Genomic DNA, 17,100 nt, shown 5'->3' with positions numbered 1-17,100 from the left:
GTGGCGTCCTTGCGCCGCTCTTCGCGGGTTTCCACCTGGGCGCCGTTCGCGCACGCGGCGTTCCGGATCCTGTTCGTGGCCCAGCTGGTCGCCAACGTGGGACGGCTCATGCAGGCGGCCGGCTCGGCCTGGGCGATCCAGGAGAACGACGGCTCGCCCTTGCAGGTCTCGCTGATCCAGACGGCAACCTACGTCCCCTTGGTGGCGCTGGGGTTCCTCGCCGGCACCCTCGCCGACCGGCTCGACCGGCGGCGGTTGCTCGTGGCCTGCCAGGCGTGGATGGCGCTCAGCGCGGCCGCGCTGTTCGTGGCCACCTGGCTGGGCTGGACCGACCCGCTGGTCGTGCTGGCGCTGACCTTCGCCATCGGGCTCGGCACGGCGATCGCCGCGCCGACGTGGGCGGCCGTGCAGCCGTCGCTGGTCCCTCGGCACCTCGTGGGCCGGGCGGTCGCGCTGAACGGGTTGACGTTCAACGTCGCCCAGGCCGCCGGCCCGGCCATCGCCGGCTTGGTGATCGCCGCCCTCGGCACGCAGTGGGTGTTCCTCGTCAACGCCGTCACCCTCGCCTGCACGGTGCCGGCCGTCCTGGCCTGGCAGGCTCCCGCTCCGCCGGCGCGGCCCGCGGAGTCCTTCGGGCAGTCGTTGCGCGCCGGTCTGCGCAGCGTCGTCGTCGCGCCGCAGCGCCGGATCCTGGCGCGCTACGCGACCTTCGTCGTGCCGGCGACCGCGGTGATGGCGCTGACACCGGTCCTCGCCGGGGAACGGCTCGGCCTCACCGGTGGCGGTTTCGGCGTGCTGCTGGCCGCGTTCGGTGCCGGAGCGGCGCTGGCGGTGACGATCTGGCCGCGCGTGGAAAGCCGCGGGGAGGAGTGGGGGCTGGTCGCCTCGGCCGTCGTGCTGGCCCTCGCGCTGGTGACGGCGGCCCTCGGCACCCAGCCGGTCGTCGCCGGCGCGGCCCTGCTGGCCGCGGGCGCCGCCTTCACGCTGGGCAGCACGTCCGCGTTCGTCGCGGCGCAGCGAGTGGCCGACGACGCGATGCGTGCCCGGATCATGGCGGCCTACACGGTGACCTCGGGCGCGGTGGTCGCCGCGGGGAGCGCGGGGTGGGGCCTGGTCGCCCGCACCGGCCTCGTCGGCGCCTTCGCGATCGCCGCCGTGCTGGCCGTGATCACCGTGGCCGCGCACTTCAGGTGGCCACTGCCCGCGAAGCCGGAGGACGCGACCTGAGCGGTTGATCGCGACTCTGCTGAACCCCAGTGAAGGTGTAGCCAGCTACACCCCTGATCCGGGTGCACGGGCCCGTGTGCCGCGCCCGTCGCGCTCATAGCGTCTGAACCAGTCGCATTCGCCGTGATCACCGCGGCCCTCACCCACAGCACCCGAACCGCAAGGAGCAGTCCGTCATGACCAGCATCGGCATCCTGGGCGCCGGCCGCGTCGGCACCAACCTCGCCCGCGCCCTCGCCGGGGCGGGCCACCGCGTCACGCTCGGCGTTCGCGAGAACGACGAGGTGACGAACACGGCACCCGCCGGGGGAACGTCGATCAGCCACGCCGACCACGCCACCACCGCCCGCACCGCGGACGTCGTGATCAACGCGACCCCCGGCGACAGCGCACTGGAGCGGCTCACCGCCCTGCGGGCCGAACTGGCGGACAAGATCCTCGTCGACGTCTCCAACGCCACCGTCGACGGGGCCGACGGCCTGCCCGGCGACCTGTGCTACCCCGGCAGCAGTCTCGCCGAACAGCTGCAGGCCGCTTTGCCCGGCACCCAGGTCGTCAAGACCCTCAACACCATGCTGTTCATGGTCATGACCGCCCCCGCGGCGCTGAGCACCCCGCCCACCGCCTATCTGTCCGGAGACGACGAACGGGCCAAGAAGACCGTCGCCGGTCTTCTCGGTGACCTGGGCTGGGAGCCCGCCTGGATCGAGGACCTCGGTGACATCACCACCGCGCGCGCCACCGAAGCGATGATCCTCGTCGTTCCGCACATCGTGCGCCGCAACGGGTTCACTCCCTTCGCGGTGTCCCTCGCCCGCTGATTCCACCACCTCAGGAGATACACATGTCTCAGGACCTGGTTCGTGCCGTGACCGCCGCCGTCCGCCAGGCGGGCGCCCGGCTGCTGAAGCGCTACTCCACCGCCGCCCGCCAGCCGGGGCTGCCCGAACTGCTCGCCGATCTCCGCGCCAACGACCTGACCGTCGTCGACGTGCTGGAACCCGCGCTGGCCGAGATCCTGCCCGAAGCGCGCTGGCTCAACGACGAGCACGGTTCCGGTCCGTTGCCCGACGGTGCGTGGTGGCTGATCGACCCGGTGGGCGGCAACCTCAACGCCGTGCACGGGATGACCGACTGGAACATCGGGGTCAGCCTGGTCCGCGACGGCCGTCCGGTGCTCGCGGTGCTCTACTTCCCGCTGCTGGACGAAATGTTCACCGCCACCGACGGCGGTGGTGCCTTCGTCGACGGCGTGCCCCTGCGGGTTTCCGGCAAGCAGTCGCTCGACGGCGCGGTGACCGGCACCGGCCAGGCACAGCCCGGCACGACGGTCGCCTTGGCCGATCGCACGGCCGCCTCGTTCGCAGCGATGTCGAAGGCCGCGCTCTACGTCCGGATCTCGGTGCCGGTGAGCCACCAGCTCGCCCAGGTCGCGGCGGGGCGGATGGATCTGCACTGGCAGTTCGACAACGTCCGGGCCCACGCCGGCGGTGTGCTGCTGGTGCGGGAGGCGGGTGGGGTGGTCACCGACCTCGACGGGAAGCCGTGGTCGGTCACGTCGGAGAGCTACCTGGCCGCCGCGCCGGGGGTGCACGCCGCCGCGCTCGAGGTCCTCACCGCCTGAACCCGGCCTTGAGATTGCCCGCCGTGGAAGTCACTTGGCGGGGTCGAGGTGGGAGTGCTGACCCTCGCGGTCGAGGATGCACAGGATTTCCGCCGGTCCGCCGTGGGCCTTGATGGCGTGCGGTGTCATCGTCGAGAACTCGGCCGCGTCGCCGGTCTCGACGCGGATGGCGCGTGCGCCCAGCAGCAGCGTGACCGTGCCGGACAGGACCGTGAACCAATCCCGGCCGGGATGGACGCCGAGATGGGTCGAAGCGGGCTCGAGGCTTTCGTCGGTGATCCGCATCTTGGCGACGGTGTGGCCGGGACTGTCCGCGCGGGTCAGCAGCCAGGTGGTCAGTCCGCGGTGCTTGTCCTGCTGGGGCCGGATGACGACGTCGGCGTCATCCTCGCTCTCGGTCAGCTGGTCGAGCGAGATGTTCAACGCCCGGGCGAGGGCGGTCAGCTGGTGCAGACTGAGGGTCCGGGCGCCGGTTTCGATGCGGCTCAGGTTCGACGGGCTCATGAAGGCCCGTTCGGCGAGGGTGTCCAGGGACCAGCCGCGGGCCTTTCGCAGGCTCCGGATCCGCATGCGCACCGTGGTGTCCAAGTCCGCTTCTTGCTTCATCTGCAAGATGGTACCCGCTCTAGGCAAGTTGATCGTACTGTCGGAGCCATGACCACCGACCCCGCTCGCCATCCGATCGCCCTCGCGCAGTTGCTGGACTTGGACGGCGAGGTCCTGCAGACGTACCTGGCGGACCTCACCGCCTGGCTGGCGAGCTTGTTCGGGCGCCGGCCCGCGCACATCATCGATCTGGCGAGTGGAACCGGAACGGGCGCGCTCGCGCTGGCCCGGCAGTTCCCCGCGGCGTCGGTGACGGCGCTGGAGCTGTCCCCGCAGCTGCTGCACCGGCTGCGGGAGCAGGCGAGCTCGCAGGGGGTCGGCGACCGGGTCCGCGGCATCCAAGCCGATCTGGACCAACCCTGGCCGCCGATGGACGGTGCCGACCTGGTCTGGGCCGCGTCCGCGCTGCACCACCTGGCCGACCCCGGTAAGGCGTTCGCCCGGGCTTTCCAGGCGCTGCGCCCCGGCGGCTGGACGGCAGTGACCGAAATGGACTTCTTCCCCCGGCTGCTCCCCGAAGACGTCGGCGTCGGCCGCCCCGGCCTGGAATCCCGCCTGCACGCGGCGCTGAACACCCGGCCGCCGTGGGACTGGAGCGGTCACCTGGCCGCCGCGGGCTTCGTGGCGGTGGCCACGCGGCCGTTCGTCGTCGATCTGGAACCACCCCTGCCGCCGGCCACCGGGCAGTACGCGCACGCGAGCTTGAGCCGGCTTCGAACGCCCGCGAGCGGTCTGCTGGCCGCCGACGACCTGGCCGCACTCGACGTCCTCCTCGACCCGGACCATCCCCTCGGCGTCCTGCGGCGTCCGGACCTGACCGTGCGGACGACCCGGACGACCTGGGTCGGCCGTCGTCCCTGACGCCGCCGATCCCGCCCAGCCGAACGAAACGGACTTCGTCATGAGCAACTCCACCGAGCCGGGCACCGTCCCGGCTACCCGGTGGTGGGTTCTCGCCACCATCGGAATCGCCCAGCTGATGGTGGTGCTGGATACGTCCATCGTGAACATCGCACTGCCTTCCGCGCAGGCCGACCTCGGGTTTTCCGACAGTGCCCGGCAATGGGTCGTCACCGCCTACGCGCTGGCCTTCGCCGCCTTGCTCCTGCTCGGCGGCCGGCTTTCGGACCTCTTCGGCCGCAAGCGGGCCTTCCTCGTCGGCATCGTCGGATTCGCCGCGGCGTCCGCGTTGGGGGGAGCCGCCGGGAGCTTCGGCATCCTGGTCACCGCACGAACCTTGCAGGGTGCCTTCGCGGCGCTGCTCGCACCGGCGGCGTTGTCGCTGCTGAACACCACGTTCACCGACCCGCACGAGCGGACGAAGGCGTTCGGCGTCTTCGGCGCGATCGGGGCGTCGGGAACCGTGGTGGGCTTGCTGGTCGGCGGTGCGCTCACCCAGGTTCTCGATTGGCGGGCCACGATGTACGTCAACGTCGTCTTCTCCGCGATCGCGTTGGCCGGCGGGGCGCTGCTGCTCAGCAACCGGCGCGACGCCGCCGGCGCCGCACTGGACCTGCCGGGGACGATCCTCGTTTCGGCGGGGTTGTTCAGCCTCGTCTTCGGTTTCTCGAACGTCGGGACGTACGCCTGGAGCTCACCTCTGACGTGGGGGTTCCTGCTCGCGGGTGTCGTGCTGGTGACGGCGTTCGCGGGGTGGCAGACGCGAGCGCGGCACCCACTGCTGCCGCTGCGCGTGCTGACCGACCGCGACCGCGCCGCTTCCTTCGCCACTTTGCTGATCACCGGTGCGGCGCTGTTCGGCGTGCTGCTCTTCCTGACCTACTACCTTCAGCACGACCTCGGCTTCGGCCCGATCGAGACCGGCCTGGCGTTCCTGCCGATGATCGCCGTCATGATGGTCGTGGCCCAGGTCGCGACGGGGAAGATCGTTCCTCGTACCGGCCCGAAGATCGTGCTGCCCATCGGTTACCTCCTGGGCGCCGTCGGTCTGGTCTGGCTGGCCCGGATCACGGTCGAATCGCGGTATCCCACGGATGTTCTCCCGCCGCTGCTGCTGATCGGTGCCGCGTTGGGCAGTGTGATCCCGCCGGCGATTTCCCTGGCCACCGCCGGCGTCGCCGCCGCCGACGCGGGCGTGACCTCCGCGACGGTCAATGCCATGCAGCAGGTCGGCGGCTCGATCGGCACCGCTGTGCTCAACACCCTCGCCACGAGCGCTGCCGCGAGCTACCTCGTCGGCAAGGACGCCACCGATCCGGCGGTCGTCACGCAATCCGACCTCGCCGGGTACAGCACGGCCTTCGCTTGGGCGGCCGGGCTTTTTCTCACCGGCGGTGTCGTCACCGCAGTGGTGTACCGCCGCAAGTCTTCCGGACGGGACGAATCATGACCGAGATCCACGGTTTCGCCGACGAGGGCTACGGCCTGGTCGCCGACGCCTTCCAGGCCAACTTCGACCGCGGTACCGAGACCGGCGCCGCGGTGGCCGTCTACGATCGCGGCAGGCTCGTCGTCGACCTCCACGCCGGCGTCGCCGACGCAACTACCGGGCACGCCTGGACAGCTGACACCGTCGCCGTCGGGTTTTCCGTCACCAAGGGCCTCATGGCGTTGACCGGATACCTTGCCCAGCAGCGCGGGCTCCTCCGCTTCGACGACCCGGTCGTGTCCGTCTGGCCCGAGTACGGCCGGCAGGGCAAGGAGCACACGACGGTCCGTGACGTCTTCGCCCACCGTGCCGGGGTGATCGCGCTCGATGCCGACCTCACCTTCGATGACATCGTCGGCTGGGAGCCGGTCGTCCGCGCCATCGAGAACCAGCGCCCGCAGTTCAAGCCCGGCCGCGAGTTCGGCTACCACGCACTGACCTACGGCTGGCTCACCGGTGAGATCCTGCGGCGCGCCACCGGATTGCGGCCCGGGGGTCTGATCGCGGAGTACCTCGCCAAGCCCCTGGCCGCGGAGGCGTGGATCGGGATCCCGCCCGAGGTCGAGTCCCGCGTCGCACGGATCCATCCCGCACCGGAGCTCACCGGTCCGGAAACGGCCGCGCTCATGGCGCGGATCATGAGTATGCCGTCCTTCATCCGGTCGGTGACCTTGGGTGGCGTGTTCCCGCCCCGGTTCCTCGACGGCGGCGACCACGACTTCAACTCATCAGCCCTGCACGCGGCCGAGGTCCCCGCGGCCAACGGCATCACGTCACCCACCGCCCTGGCGCGGATCTACGCCGCCGCTGTGTCCGCTGTGGACGGCCGGCCGCGCTTGCTCAGCGACGAGAGCATCGAGGACGCGCTGACCCCCCGCTCCACCGGGCCCGGTTGGTCCGGTGTGCTCACGCCGCCCGGCATCCGGTACTCCACCGGATTCCTCATCAACGGAACGCCCCGGCTGCTCTCCGAGCACTCTTTCGGCCATGACGGCGCCAATGGCGGTCTTGCTTTCGCCGACGCCCAGGCGGAAATCGGTTTCGCCTACCTCAACAACCAGCTGGCCAACCCCATCGACGAGCGGGCGGATCGCCTTACGGCCGCGCTCGGAACCGCACTGCACCTCGACGCCCGCCAAGGCGTCGCCCGGTAGCAGGGCGGTGATCACGACAGGGGCTGCTTGACTCCCGCTGTGGACGAGGTACCGGATACCACGGCGAGCCGGAAGTTCGTTTCGTCCGCGGTGCCGGGAGCCGCGGTGAGGACGACGATCTTGTGCTCCGCGTCGCCGTCGGTCAGGACATCGCAGTCCACGGCGATCGGGCCGGTCGTGGGGTGGTGGACGATCTTGTGCTCTTCGCGGTGGGCGCTGACCGCTCCGGACGCCCACAGTTCGGCGAAGCGCGGGTTTCCCATCAGGTCCCGGATCAGGCCCTCGAGGCGGCCGCTTCCGGGGAACCGCCCCGTGGCACGGCGCAGGTCGGACACGATGGAAGCCTCGACCTCCGGCTGGCTGAGCGAGAGCACCGGCCAGCGCGACAGGCACGGGGTCGCTCCGTCAACGGGAAAGGTGTCCCGAGCGAAATTGCGCAGCGGCGCCGGTGTCGTCGACGGGTCACCCAGCAACGCCGCCCAGGAACGGTTCCACCAGATGAGCTGCCAGTCCGCGGCGAAGACGGCCGCGGCCGCGGCGTCGCCGAGCCGGTTCACTATGCGGTGCAGGCCAGGCGGGATGTGGTCGGAAACCTCTGCACTGGAGGGAGGGGCAAGCCCGGCCAGCCGGTAGAGGTGGTCCCGCTCGGCTTCGGTGAGCTGCAGGGCACGGGCCAGTGCCGCGGTCACCTGCGCCGAGGGGGAGACGTGGCGGCCCTGCTCGAGGCGGACCACGTAGTCGACCGAGATGCCCGCGAGCTGGGCAAGATCTTCCCGGCGCAGACCGGCAACCCGGCGCCGGTGACCGCCGGGCAGTCCCACCGAATCCGGTGAAACGCGGCCGCGCCAGGTTCGCAGCATCGAGCCCAGCTTCGTGATGTCGTCGGTCATGGCGTCGATTGTCGCACCTGGTGCCACCTCGAAGGTGGTAATGGTTTTCCTACGAAGTCCGCTCTCTGGTCACCGGTTCCACGGCCGACGATTCTTGCTGACATGACCTTCGAATTCTCCCACGACCACGTGGGCATCACCGTCACGCAAGAGGACCTCGAGGCCACGATCGCGTGGTATTCCCGCAATCTGGGCTTCGCCGTCGAACGGCGGTTCGAGTCGCACGGCACGGCGTTCGTCTTCCTCACCGCCGGCGACGTCAAGATCGAGCTTCTCGCGGGCGCTTCCGGCCGGGAACGAGCGTTGACCGACAACGTCCTCACGAGCATGGACCCCGCACGCCTGCACCACTTCTGCCTCACGGTGGCGGATCTCGACGCGGCGATGGCGCGGCTGCTCGAACTCGACGTGCCCCTGATCGGCGGCCCCATGGAAGTACCGGACACGGGCCAGCGCATCGCCTTCATCACCGACAACGTCGGCACCATCATCGAACTCAGCGCCTCCGGCACCGGGGTGTCCGGTCGGCGGACGCAGCCATGACGCCGATCCGCTGGCAGCTCGCCGAGGTCGTGAGCCCGAACCTCGACCGTCCGGTGCCGGTGATCGCGGCCAAGGACATTCCTTACGTGCCGCACGCCAACCGGCTGCAGAACCTGCACATCTACCTGCCGCGCACGCCGCGGACCGCCGCGCTCATCGACACCCCCGTCACTTCTCTCCCCGGCGCCGGATCACCGTCACAGAGCCCACGATTCCTCGTGCACATCCACGGCGGCGCCTGACGGTCTGTACGACCTGCCCGCGCTCGTCACCACCGACGGGCTCGGCGCCACCCACTCCCACCTCCGCGACGACTACGAGAACCTCTTGTCGACGGCGTTCGGGAAGGACGAGAACGCCTGGCGCTGCAGGCGGTCGTCCAGCCTCCGCGCCACTACGGTCTGGGCGGCCTTCCCGAGCCGCCGGAGGCGAGCCCCGCGAGCTTCGACCCGGCGGCCATCGCCGCGCGGGTCCGCGGTGGCGCGGCGCCGAGTCTGGTCGTGCTGGAGCAGAGCGCCGAAGACCACCTCGTCCCGATGAGTCAGCGCGAGCGGCTCACCGCCACCCTGGCCGGAGTGGCCGGGCTCCGGGTCGTCCGAGGGCAGCGGCTCACCGGTGAGCACGCGGCCCCGTGGGAAAACGGCATCATGATCCACCGGAGTCTCGTTGACACTCTCCGGTTCCTGCGCGAAGACCGCTGACGCCGGTGGTGCGGCCTCAAGCGTTGACGTACGCCAGCACCGCCAGCACCCGGCGGTGTCCGCTGTCGCTCGTCGGCAGGCCCAGCTTGCGGAAGATGTTGCCGATGTGCTTGGTCACAGCGCGTTCGGTCACCACCAGTTCGCCGGCGATCGTCAGGTTGTCCAGGCCCTGGGCCATCAAGTGCAGCACTTCCTGTTCGCGCGCTGTGAGGCTCTGCAGCGGGTCGCGCCGGTTCATCAGCTGCGACACCACCTCCGGGTCGAGCGCCGTGCCGCCGGCCGCTACGCGCTCCACTGCGTCCAGGAACTCCTCGACCCGGCCGACGCGGTCCTTCAACAGGTAACCCGTGGCCGCCGCGCCGGTCTCCAGCAGTTCCCTGGCATACGCCTGCTCGACGTACTGGGACAGCACCAGCACCGGCAGCCCGGGCAAGTGCCGGCGCGCTTCGATCGCCGCGCGCAGGCCCTCGTCGCGGAAGCTCGGCGGCAGGCGGACGTCGAGCACCGCGATGTCCGGGCGGTGCCGCAGCAGCGTCGGCAGGATCTCCGGGCCGCTGGTCGCGATGCCGACTATTTCGTGGCCCGCGCTCTTGACCAGCAGCGAGATCCCCTCGCGCAGGAGGGCGTTGTCCTCGGCGAGCACTATCCGCATGGCAGCAGTACCTCGATCGTCGTTCCTGTGTTCACCGGGCTGTCGATCCGGGCCGTGCCGTCGAGCGCCGCCACCCGGCGCTGGATGCCGGACAGGCCGCTCCCGCTTTCGGCGTCGGCGCCGCCCTTGCCGTCGTCGCGGACGGTGACGCGCAGGGTGTGCCCATCATCTTCGACGATGACCTCGGCGTGCTCGGCGGTGCTGTGCTTGGTGACGTTGGTCAGCGATTCGGCGACGACGAAGTAGGCCGCCGCCTCGATCGCCGCGGGCGGGCGCGGCAGGTCGTCGGGGACCCGTACTGTCACCGGGATGCGCTGGCCGCCCGCCAGCGCGTGGACGGCACCGGCGAGCCCGCGGTCGGCGAGGATCGGCGGGTAGATGCCGCGGATGATGCTCCGGAGGTTGCCCAGGGAGTCCTCGATGCCGCTCTGGGCATCCTGCACCAACCGAGCCGCGGGGTGGTCCGGCTCGGCCGACAGCGTGCGGGCGGCGAGTCCGAGCCGCACCGAGACGGCGACCAGCTGGGCCTGGATGCCGTCGTGGAGGTCACGCTCGATGCGGCGCAGCTCCGCGCCGTGCGACTCCAGTGCCTCGGCCCGGGTTTCGGTGAGCCGCTCGACCTGCTGGGCCAGCAGCTCGGCCTCGTTCGGCCCGAGCAGCGTCCGCGCGAGCCGCAGCTGGCCGCGCGCGATCAGCGGCACCAGCCAGACCACCATGGCCGCGTAGCACGCGGCCTGCAGCAGCGGCAGGGTCAGCGCCTGCGGCCACGTCCGGATGATGACCAGCATGCCGGTGAAGCTCTCCGGCGGGAACAGCCACCAGTACACGGGGACGGTCGCGCTCGCCACGATCGCGGGCCACAGCGCGATGCCGAGCAGGCCGAGGAACGTGCCTCCCAGCCCGTGCCCGGCCAGCCACAGCAGATCGCGCCAGGTCGCCGGGTCCCGCACCGCGCGCAGCCGGCCACCACCTTCGGCGTGGGCGGCTTCCGGCAGCGGGAACCCGAGGTGGCGCCCGACGCGCTCGCGCTCGAGCCGGGCCAGCGCCCGCACGGGCATCGTCACCGACGGCGCGAACGGCAGCAGCACCACCAGGAACGGCAGGACGAGCACCCCGGCCAGCGCGGGCAGCGCGGTTTGCAGCCCGGAGGCGAGCACCGCGGTGGCGCGCGTGCTGCGGCTGATCACTGTCCTCATCGGGCTCCCCGGGGCCTGCGGCGTCGATGGCGACTCTACTGAACCCCCACCGGGGGTGTAGCCAGCTACACCCCCGATCCGGGTGCACGGGCCAGTGTGCCGCGCCCGTCCCGCTCATAGCGTCTGAACCACGGGAAAGCGGGAAGGACAACGGCGATGACAGCGATCGCGCACGGGCTCGAATTCGCGGTGCGAATGGAATCGGTGGCCAAGACCTACGGCAAGGGGGACGCCGCCGTCCACGCGCTCAAGGGCGTCACGCTCGATCTGCGGCGGGGGAGCTTCACCGCGATCATGGGCCCCTCCGGGTCGGGCAAGAGCACGTTCCTGCACTGCGCCGCCGGTCTGGACCGGCCGACGTCGGGCCGCATCACGCTCGGCGACGTCGAGCTGACCGGACGCCGCGAGTCCGAGCTGACCGCGTTGCGCCGGGAACGGATCGGGTTCGTCTTCCAGGCCTACAACCTCCTGGACGCATTGACGGTCGAGCAGAACATCGTGCTCCCGCTGCGCCTGGGCAACCAGCGGTTCGACCCGGCGTTCCTCGCCGAGATCGTCCGCTCGGTCGAGCTGAACGTCCCGCTCGACCGCCGCCCGAGCAAGCTCTCCGGTGGCCAGCAGCAGCGCGTCGCGATCGCGCGGGCGCTGGTCACCCGGCCCGAGGTGGTGTTCCTCGACGAGCCGACCGGCGCGCTGGACACCCGCACCGCGAGGCAGGTGCTCGGCACGCTGCGGCAGGCGGTGGACCGCTGGGGCCAGACGGCGCTGATGGTCACGCACGACCCGGTCGCGGCGTCCTACGCCGACACCGTGGTGTTCCTGGCCGACGGCCGGATCGTCGGCGAGCTGACCGGCGCGACGCCGGAGCGCATCGCCGAACGCATGACGCACCTCGGGGAGTGGTGATGAGCCTGTTCGCACTGGCGCGGCAGAACATCCGCGCCCGCAAGACGACGTTCGCCGCCGCGTTCGTCGCGGTCTTCGCCGGGTCCGCGCTGATCACCGCGAGCGGTGTCCTGCTCGACTCCGGTCTGCGCGCCGGGATCCCGCCGCAGCGCTACGCCCCGGCCGCGGTGGTCGTCACCGCACCGCAGACGGAGTCCACATCGGACGACGTCGACCAGCGGTTCACCGAGCGTGTCCCGCTGGCCGTGGCGAGGGCGGGCGAGATCGCCCGCGTGCCCGGGGTCGCCGCGGTGGTGCCCGACGTGAGCGCGACAGTCGTGCTGCGCGGCCGCGGTCCGCTCGTCGCCCACGGCTGGTCCTCGACGCGGCTCGAGGCCGTCACGCTGACCGCGGGCCGGGCGCCGGAACGTCCCGACGAGGTGGTGCTGGACGGGGCGCGCGTCGGCGACGTGGTCGACGTCGCGGTGGGCGGGGTCGCGTCCCCGTACCGCGTGGTCGGCACCGTCACGACCGGGCAGCCGACGGCGTTCCTCACCGACGAGCAGGCCCGCGTCGTCGCCGGGCGGCCGGACGCGGTGGACGCCGTCGCCGTCCTGGCCGAGCCGGGCGCCGACGCGGCCGGTCTCGCCCAGCGGATCGGGCAGGCCGTGCCGGGCGTCGCGACGGCCACCGGCGACGACCGGGCCGGCGCCGAGCTCCTCGACGTCGGTGCGGCGCGGTCGTTCCTGACGCTCGTCGCCGGCTCCTTCGGCGGCACGATGCTGGTGATCGTGCTGCTGGTGGTGGCCAGCACCCTCGGCCTGGCCAACCAGCAGCGCCGCCGCGAGTTCGCGCTGCTGCGGGCGATCGCGGCCGGGCCGGGGCACATCTACCGCCTGATCGGCATCGAGACGGCGCTGGTGGCCACGGTCGCGGCGGTGCTCGGCGCGATCCCCGGGGTCGGCCTGAGCCTGCTGCTGCACGGGGTGTTCGTCCGGCTCGGCTCCATCCCCGCGGGCTTCAGCTTCGTGCTCGGCCCGGTGCCGGTGCTCGCCGCGGTCGCCGGATCCGTGGTGGCGGCGGTGGCGGCCGGGCTGATCACCGCTCGCCGCGCGGCGCGGATCAGCCCGGTCGACGCGCTCGGCGAGGCCGCGGTGGAGCCGCCCCGGCTCGGCCGCGGGCGGGTCGTCACAGGCTGGGTGCTCGCGATCGCCGGGACGGCCGCGGGGATCGCGTTCCCGCTGATGATCGCCGGCACCGCCGGTGCGGCCGGTGCCGCGGGATCGGCGTTGCTGCTGGTCACCGCCTTGGCGTTGCTGGGACCGCGGCTGCTCACCGCGACGGCGTCGGTGCTGGGCAAGCTCGGGTTGAGCCGCCCGGCGTCCGGCTTCCTCGCCGGCGCCAACACCCGTGCCCGGTCCCGCCGGCTCGGCGCGGCGACCACCCCGCTCATCATGGGCGTGGCGCTGGCGGCGGTGCAGATCTTCACCCTGACCACGACCGCCGCCGCGGCGCAGCGGCAGGCCGAGGCCGGTCTGCTCGCCGATCAGGTGCTCGTCGCCGACGGCGGCGTCGCGTCCACAGTGGCCGATGCGGTCCGCCGGACGCCCGGGGTGACGGCGGCGGTTTCCGTGGTGCACACCCAGGTTCTGGTGACCGCGCCGATGTTCGGCGAGCCGGCGACCGAGGCCTACGCCGCGCAGGGCGTCACCGCCGAAGGGCTCGGCCGCGTCCTGAACCTCGACGTCCGCCGGGGTGACCTGGCCGGCCTCACCGGCGACGCCGTCGCCCTCAGCGAGAGCGCCGCCGGGACGTTCGGCGTGGACCTGGGCGGGACGGTGGCGATGCGCCTCGGCGACGGCACCCCGCACACCGCCCGCGTCGTCGCGGTCTACGGCAACGGCCTCGGCTACGGGGACCTGACGCTGCCCCACGAGGCCGTCGCCGGCCACACCACGAGCGGGCTCGACGACGAAATCCTGGTCGCGGGGAAGGTAACCGTCGCGTTCCCGGAAGTCCACGTCACCGACCGGCGGACGTTCATGACGGCGCGCGACGACGCGGCGGGCGCGCAGTCGGCGGTGACCCTGGTGCTCAACCTCGTGCTGATCGCGTTCATCGCGATCGCGGTGGTGAACATCCTGGTCCTCGCCACCGCGGCCCGGGTGCGCGAATTCGCGCTGCTGCGGCTGGTCGGGGCGAAACCCCGCCAGGTCCGCGCCATGACGCGCGCGGAGGCCGCCGTCGTGGTCGTGGCCGCGATCGTGCTCGGGTCGCTGGCCGCGCTGCCGCCGCTGATCGGAGTCAGCCTCAGCCTCACCGGAACCGCGCTGCCCACCGTGCCGCCCCTGATCTACGCCGGGATCCTCGCGGCCGCCGCCGTCGTCGGCTGGGGCGCGATCGCCATCCCGGCCCGGTTCGCCCTGCGCCCGGCCGCCGTCACCGCCATGCGCGTCGGCGAATGACCGTTCGCGTTCAAGAAAGGAAAGTCCTCACCATGCAAGAGAAAACCGGGGTGCGAGGCCTGATCGCCCGCTACCCGCTTTCGAGCTTCTTCGTCCTCGCGTTCGCGTTGAGCTGGATCGCGTGGACACCGTACGTCCTGGGCCGCAACGGTCTCGGCGTCGAGCCGGAGTTCTCCTTCCCCGAGATCGCGGGCACGACGCAGCTGCTGGGGGTGCTGCCGGGCGCCTACCTCGGCCCGATCCTGGCCGCGTTCCTCGTCACGGCGGCCGCCGAAGGCCGGCCGGGTCTGCGGCGCTGGGCGCGCCGGCTGCTGAAGTGGAACGTGAACTGGCGCTGGTACGCCGGTGCGATCCTGGGTGTCCCGGCGGCCCTGATCCTGACGGGCGCGATCCTGAGCGGCGGTGACGTCCACGTCCCGGGTGCTGCGGTGTTCGTCGCGCTGGTGCCGGGCCTGGTGTTCCAGATGGTGACGACGGGCCTGGCCGAGGAGCCGGGCTGGCGTGACTTCGCGCTTCCTTATCTGCAGCCGAAGTTCGGCCCGCTGCGCGGAACGCTGCTCCTCGGCCCGCTGTGGGGCCTGTGGCACCTGCCCCTGTTCTTTTCGGAGTGGGGGCACTGGCCGGACGTGACGGTCTGGACGATCGTCACGTTCGTCGCGACGACCACGCTGTTCAGCATCCTGATGACGTGGGTGTTCAACCGCAGCGGCCAGAGCCTCCCGATCGCGATGCTGGTCCACACGGGCGTGAACAACACGATTTCGGTGGCGTGGGCGGACATGTTCCCCAACGCGGGCGTGAACGACGTGGCCCTGGTGTTCCTGGTGGCTGCCGGCATCGCGGCGGCGGTGGTGCTGATCGCGACCCGTGGGCGGCTGGGGTACCAGCCCGAAACCGTGGCGTCGCCGAGTACCCCGGCGCAGGTGTCCCGATGACCGGAGCAACAGAGGGAGAATCGGTGGACTACGTCTTCGTACCGGGCGCGTGGCACGGCGGGTGGGCTTGGCACGCGGTGGCGCGGCGGATCGCCGGTGCGGGCCACCGGGCCGTCGCGCTGACGATGCCCGGCATGTCGGCGGGGGACGACCCGCGCGAGGTGCGGCTGGCGGACGCCGTGGCGCACCTGGTCGCCGAGGTCGAGCGGCGGGACCTGACCGACGTCGTCCTGGTGGGCCACAGCTGGGGTGGCATCCCGATCGCCGGCGCCGCCCGAAAGCTGGGCAAGCGGCTGGGCGCCATCGCGATGGTCAGCGCGTTCGTGCCGCGGGCGGGGGAGTCGATGGCCGAAGCCATGGGGCCCGAGGTCGGCGCCTACCTCCGCGCGACGATCGAGGCGTCGGCGAACTTCGCCTTCGAGCTGGACTTCGCCGCGTTTCGCGAGTCGCTCATGCAGGACGAGCCCGAGCCGGTGCAGCGGCTCGTCCACGAACTGCTGGTGCCCCAGCCAGGCGGCTACATGCTCGACGCGCTCGAAGAGGTCGGTTTCGCCGGCCTCGACGTGCCGATGACTTACCTCCTCGCCGAGCGCGACCAGGCACTCGCCCTCCCCGGCGCGGACCTGGCCGCCCGGCTCGGCGTCGAGCCGGTACTGGTGCCGGGAACGCACGAGGCGATCATCACGCACGCCGACGACGTCGCGAAGGCACTCTTGGCCAGGTCCTGGGTGCGGTGACCGCTTCGCGTGCCGAGCTGCACATCGGCACCGCGTCGCGCGCATCCGGTCAGCCTGGTGTCGAGCCGATCAGCCCCCGTGCACCGGCTCGCACGCGGTAGCGGCCGGGGGAGCAGCCGCGCGCGCGGACGAACGCGCGGCTGAAGGCGGCCACGGAGCCGTAGCCGACCGCGGCGGCGACCGCGTCGAGGGAGTCCTGCGTGTCGCGCAGCCGGGCGGCCGCGAGGTCCATCCGCCACTGCGCGAGGTAGGTCGCCGGACCCGAACCGATCGCCTGCACGAACCGGCGCGAGAGCGTGGCGCGCGAGACCGCGGTCGCCTGGGCGAGCGACTCGGTCGTCCACGGCCGGGCCGGATCGCGGTGGATGAGCTCGAGGGCGGCGCGCACGAGCGAGTCGTCCAGCACACCCAGCCAGCTCCGCTCATGCGTCGACGGCCGGCTGGGCAACCAGGCGCGCAGGATCTGGATCAGCATGATGTCGATCAGGCTGTCGAGGACGGCGGTCGTCGCGATCTGGGGATCGGACAACTCGCGGCCGAGCATCCGGACGGTGTCGTCGAGCGACGGCACGCCGTTCCTCGGGCCGACGTGCACCAGGTCCGGCAGAGCGTCGAGCACCTGGGTGTGCGCGTCGTGGTCGCAGTCGTAGTGGATCACCATGATGCGGGTCAGCCAGGGGGGAGTTCCCAGCCGGAGCACCTGGCCGTCCGGCTCGGCGGGCCCGGGACGAGTCCGGAGGTCAGGAGCGCCGGCCAGCCTGTGCTCCTGGTTCGCCGGCAGCAGCACGACGTCCCCCGCCGCGAGCTCGCGGGGATCGCAGCCGGGCCGGTGGAGCCAGGCCCGGCCCGCTGTGACGACGTGGACCGTGGCCCCCGGGTGGTCGCCGCAGTCCCTCTCCCAGTCCTCGCCCGCCTCGATCAGCGTCCCGAGCGAGGTCCGGACGCCGGAGACCCGCAACACCTGGCTGACGAGATCGACCATCCGGCGACCGTAGCAGCGGGGTGGATCAGGTGAGTCATACGGTCAACAAATCGCGCCTGATAGTCATCGACCGAGTCAGGTGCCGCGCCGTACGGTGGGGTTATCAAGTCTGGA

The 17,100-nt window shown here is 71.8% G+C and carries 18 protein-coding genes; 13 read left to right on the top strand and 5 right to left on the bottom strand.

All coding sequences use genetic code 11. The features are described from left to right. The first annotated feature begins 9 nt into the window (after positions 1 to 9). The 3 genes from SD460_RS44720 (at position 10) to SD460_RS44710 (ending at position 2,851) form a co-directional block, all read left to right on the top strand. Complete coding sequence (locus SD460_RS44720) at positions 10 to 1,227, top strand: MFS transporter (RefSeq protein ID WP_290051936.1); 1,218 nt, start codon at positions 10 to 12, stop codon at positions 1,225 to 1,227. A gap of 176 nt (positions 1,228 to 1,403) precedes the next feature. After that, positions 1,404 to 2,048, top strand: a complete 645-nt coding sequence (locus SD460_RS44715) for an NADPH-dependent F420 reductase (protein ID WP_290051938.1) — start codon at positions 1,404 to 1,406, stop codon at positions 2,046 to 2,048. Between the two features lie 23 nt (positions 2,049 to 2,071). Further along, complete coding sequence (locus tag SD460_RS44710; RefSeq protein WP_290051940.1) at positions 2,072 to 2,851, top strand: inositol monophosphatase family protein; 780 nt, start codon at positions 2,072 to 2,074, stop codon at positions 2,849 to 2,851. A gap of 30 nt (positions 2,852 to 2,881) precedes the next feature. Here SD460_RS44710 and SD460_RS44705 read toward each other — a convergent pair whose 3' ends face one another. Then, positions 2,882 to 3,457: a helix-turn-helix domain-containing protein gene (locus tag SD460_RS44705; RefSeq protein WP_290051941.1), complete on the bottom strand. Its 576-nt coding sequence runs from the start codon at positions 3,455 to 3,457 to the stop codon at positions 2,882 to 2,884. A gap of 48 nt (positions 3,458 to 3,505) precedes the next feature. On the opposite strand from SD460_RS44705, the gene SD460_RS44700 reads away from it, so the two are divergent. The 3 genes from SD460_RS44700 to SD460_RS44690 are packed head-to-tail and all read left to right on the top strand — an operon-like array spanning position 3,506 to position 7,000. Next, positions 3,506 to 4,318, top strand: a complete 813-nt coding sequence (locus SD460_RS44700) for a class I SAM-dependent methyltransferase (protein ID WP_290051943.1) — start codon at positions 3,506 to 3,508, stop codon at positions 4,316 to 4,318. 40 nt (positions 4,319 to 4,358) lie between these two features. Continuing rightward, complete coding sequence (locus SD460_RS44695) at positions 4,359 to 5,807, top strand: MFS transporter (RefSeq protein WP_290051944.1); 1,449 nt, start codon at positions 4,359 to 4,361, stop codon at positions 5,805 to 5,807. After that, positions 5,804 to 7,000: a serine hydrolase domain-containing protein gene (locus tag SD460_RS44690; protein WP_290051946.1), complete on the top strand. Its 1,197-nt coding sequence runs from the start codon at positions 5,804 to 5,806 to the stop codon at positions 6,998 to 7,000. The genes SD460_RS44695 and SD460_RS44690 overlap by 4 nt, the downstream gene beginning before the upstream one ends. 11 nt (positions 7,001 to 7,011) lie before the next feature. Here SD460_RS44690 and SD460_RS44685 read toward each other — a convergent pair whose 3' ends face one another. Continuing rightward, a complete protein-coding gene (locus SD460_RS44685) occupies positions 7,012 to 7,890 on the bottom strand; it encodes a helix-turn-helix transcriptional regulator (RefSeq protein WP_290051948.1) in 879 nt (292 codons plus the stop codon). 102 nt (positions 7,891 to 7,992) lie between these two features. Here SD460_RS44685 and SD460_RS44680 point away from each other — a divergent pair, with 102 nt between their 5' ends. From SD460_RS44680 to SD460_RS44670, 3 genes are all read left to right on the top strand, one after another. After that, a complete protein-coding gene (locus SD460_RS44680; protein WP_318307717.1) occupies positions 7,993 to 8,433 on the top strand; it encodes a VOC family protein in 441 nt (146 codons plus the stop codon). Continuing rightward, the gene (locus SD460_RS44675) at positions 8,430 to 8,675 is read left to right on the top strand and encodes a hypothetical protein (protein ID WP_290051951.1); all 246 of its coding nucleotides are present in this window, start codon (positions 8,430 to 8,432) and stop codon (positions 8,673 to 8,675) included. Before SD460_RS44680 ends, SD460_RS44675 begins: the two co-directional genes overlap by 4 nt. A 258-nt stretch (positions 8,676 to 8,933) precedes the next feature. Continuing rightward, positions 8,934 to 9,134, top strand: coding sequence for a hypothetical protein (locus SD460_RS44670; protein ID WP_318307716.1), 201 nt, complete (start codon positions 8,934 to 8,936; stop codon positions 9,132 to 9,134). Positions 9,135 to 9,150: 16 nt separating this feature from the next. On the opposite strand, the gene SD460_RS44665 is transcribed toward SD460_RS44670, so the two are convergent. Further along, the gene (locus SD460_RS44665) at positions 9,151 to 9,786 is read right to left on the bottom strand and encodes a LuxR C-terminal-related transcriptional regulator (RefSeq protein ID WP_318307715.1); all 636 of its coding nucleotides are present in this window, start codon (positions 9,784 to 9,786) and stop codon (positions 9,151 to 9,153) included. Beyond that, complete coding sequence (locus SD460_RS44660; protein WP_290051955.1) at positions 9,777 to 10,982, bottom strand: sensor histidine kinase; 1,206 nt, start codon at positions 10,980 to 10,982, stop codon at positions 9,777 to 9,779. The genes SD460_RS44665 and SD460_RS44660 overlap by 10 nt, the downstream gene beginning before the upstream one ends. A 156-nt stretch (positions 10,983 to 11,138) precedes the next feature. Here SD460_RS44660 and SD460_RS44655 point away from each other — a divergent pair, with 156 nt between their 5' ends. The 4 genes from SD460_RS44655 to SD460_RS44640 are packed head-to-tail and all read left to right on the top strand — an operon-like array spanning position 11,139 to position 16,004. Continuing rightward, the gene (locus SD460_RS44655) at positions 11,139 to 11,888 is read left to right on the top strand and encodes an ABC transporter ATP-binding protein (protein WP_290051956.1); all 750 of its coding nucleotides are present in this window, start codon (positions 11,139 to 11,141) and stop codon (positions 11,886 to 11,888) included. Then, positions 11,888 to 14,332, top strand: coding sequence for an ABC transporter permease (locus SD460_RS44650; protein WP_318307714.1), 2,445 nt, complete (start codon positions 11,888 to 11,890; stop codon positions 14,330 to 14,332). Before SD460_RS44655 ends, SD460_RS44650 begins: the two co-directional genes overlap by 1 nt. A 32-nt stretch (positions 14,333 to 14,364) precedes the next feature. Further along, on the top strand, positions 14,365 to 15,267 hold the full coding sequence (locus SD460_RS44645; RefSeq protein WP_318307713.1) for a CPBP family glutamic-type intramembrane protease: 903 nt from the start codon (positions 14,365 to 14,367) through the stop codon (positions 15,265 to 15,267). 23 nt (positions 15,268 to 15,290) lie between these two features. Continuing rightward, positions 15,291 to 16,004 carry an alpha/beta fold hydrolase gene (locus tag SD460_RS44640; RefSeq protein ID WP_290062144.1) on the top strand — a complete coding sequence of 238 codons (714 nt, stop codon included), beginning with the start codon at positions 15,291 to 15,293 and terminating at the stop codon, positions 16,002 to 16,004. A 49-nt stretch (positions 16,005 to 16,053) separates the two neighbouring features. Here the strand turns inward: SD460_RS44640 and SD460_RS44635 are convergent, their stop codons facing one another. Then, entirely contained in the window at positions 16,054 to 16,986 is a 933-nt protein-coding gene (locus SD460_RS44635) for an AraC family transcriptional regulator (RefSeq protein ID WP_318307712.1), read from the bottom strand. Positions 16,987 to 17,100: the final 114 nt, after the last annotated feature.

Source organism: Amycolatopsis solani, from assembly GCF_033441515.1.
Taxonomy (GTDB): Bacteria; Actinomycetota; Actinomycetes; order Mycobacteriales; family Pseudonocardiaceae; genus Amycolatopsis; species Amycolatopsis solani.
This window is presented reverse-complemented; position numbering and strand designations above follow the sequence as displayed.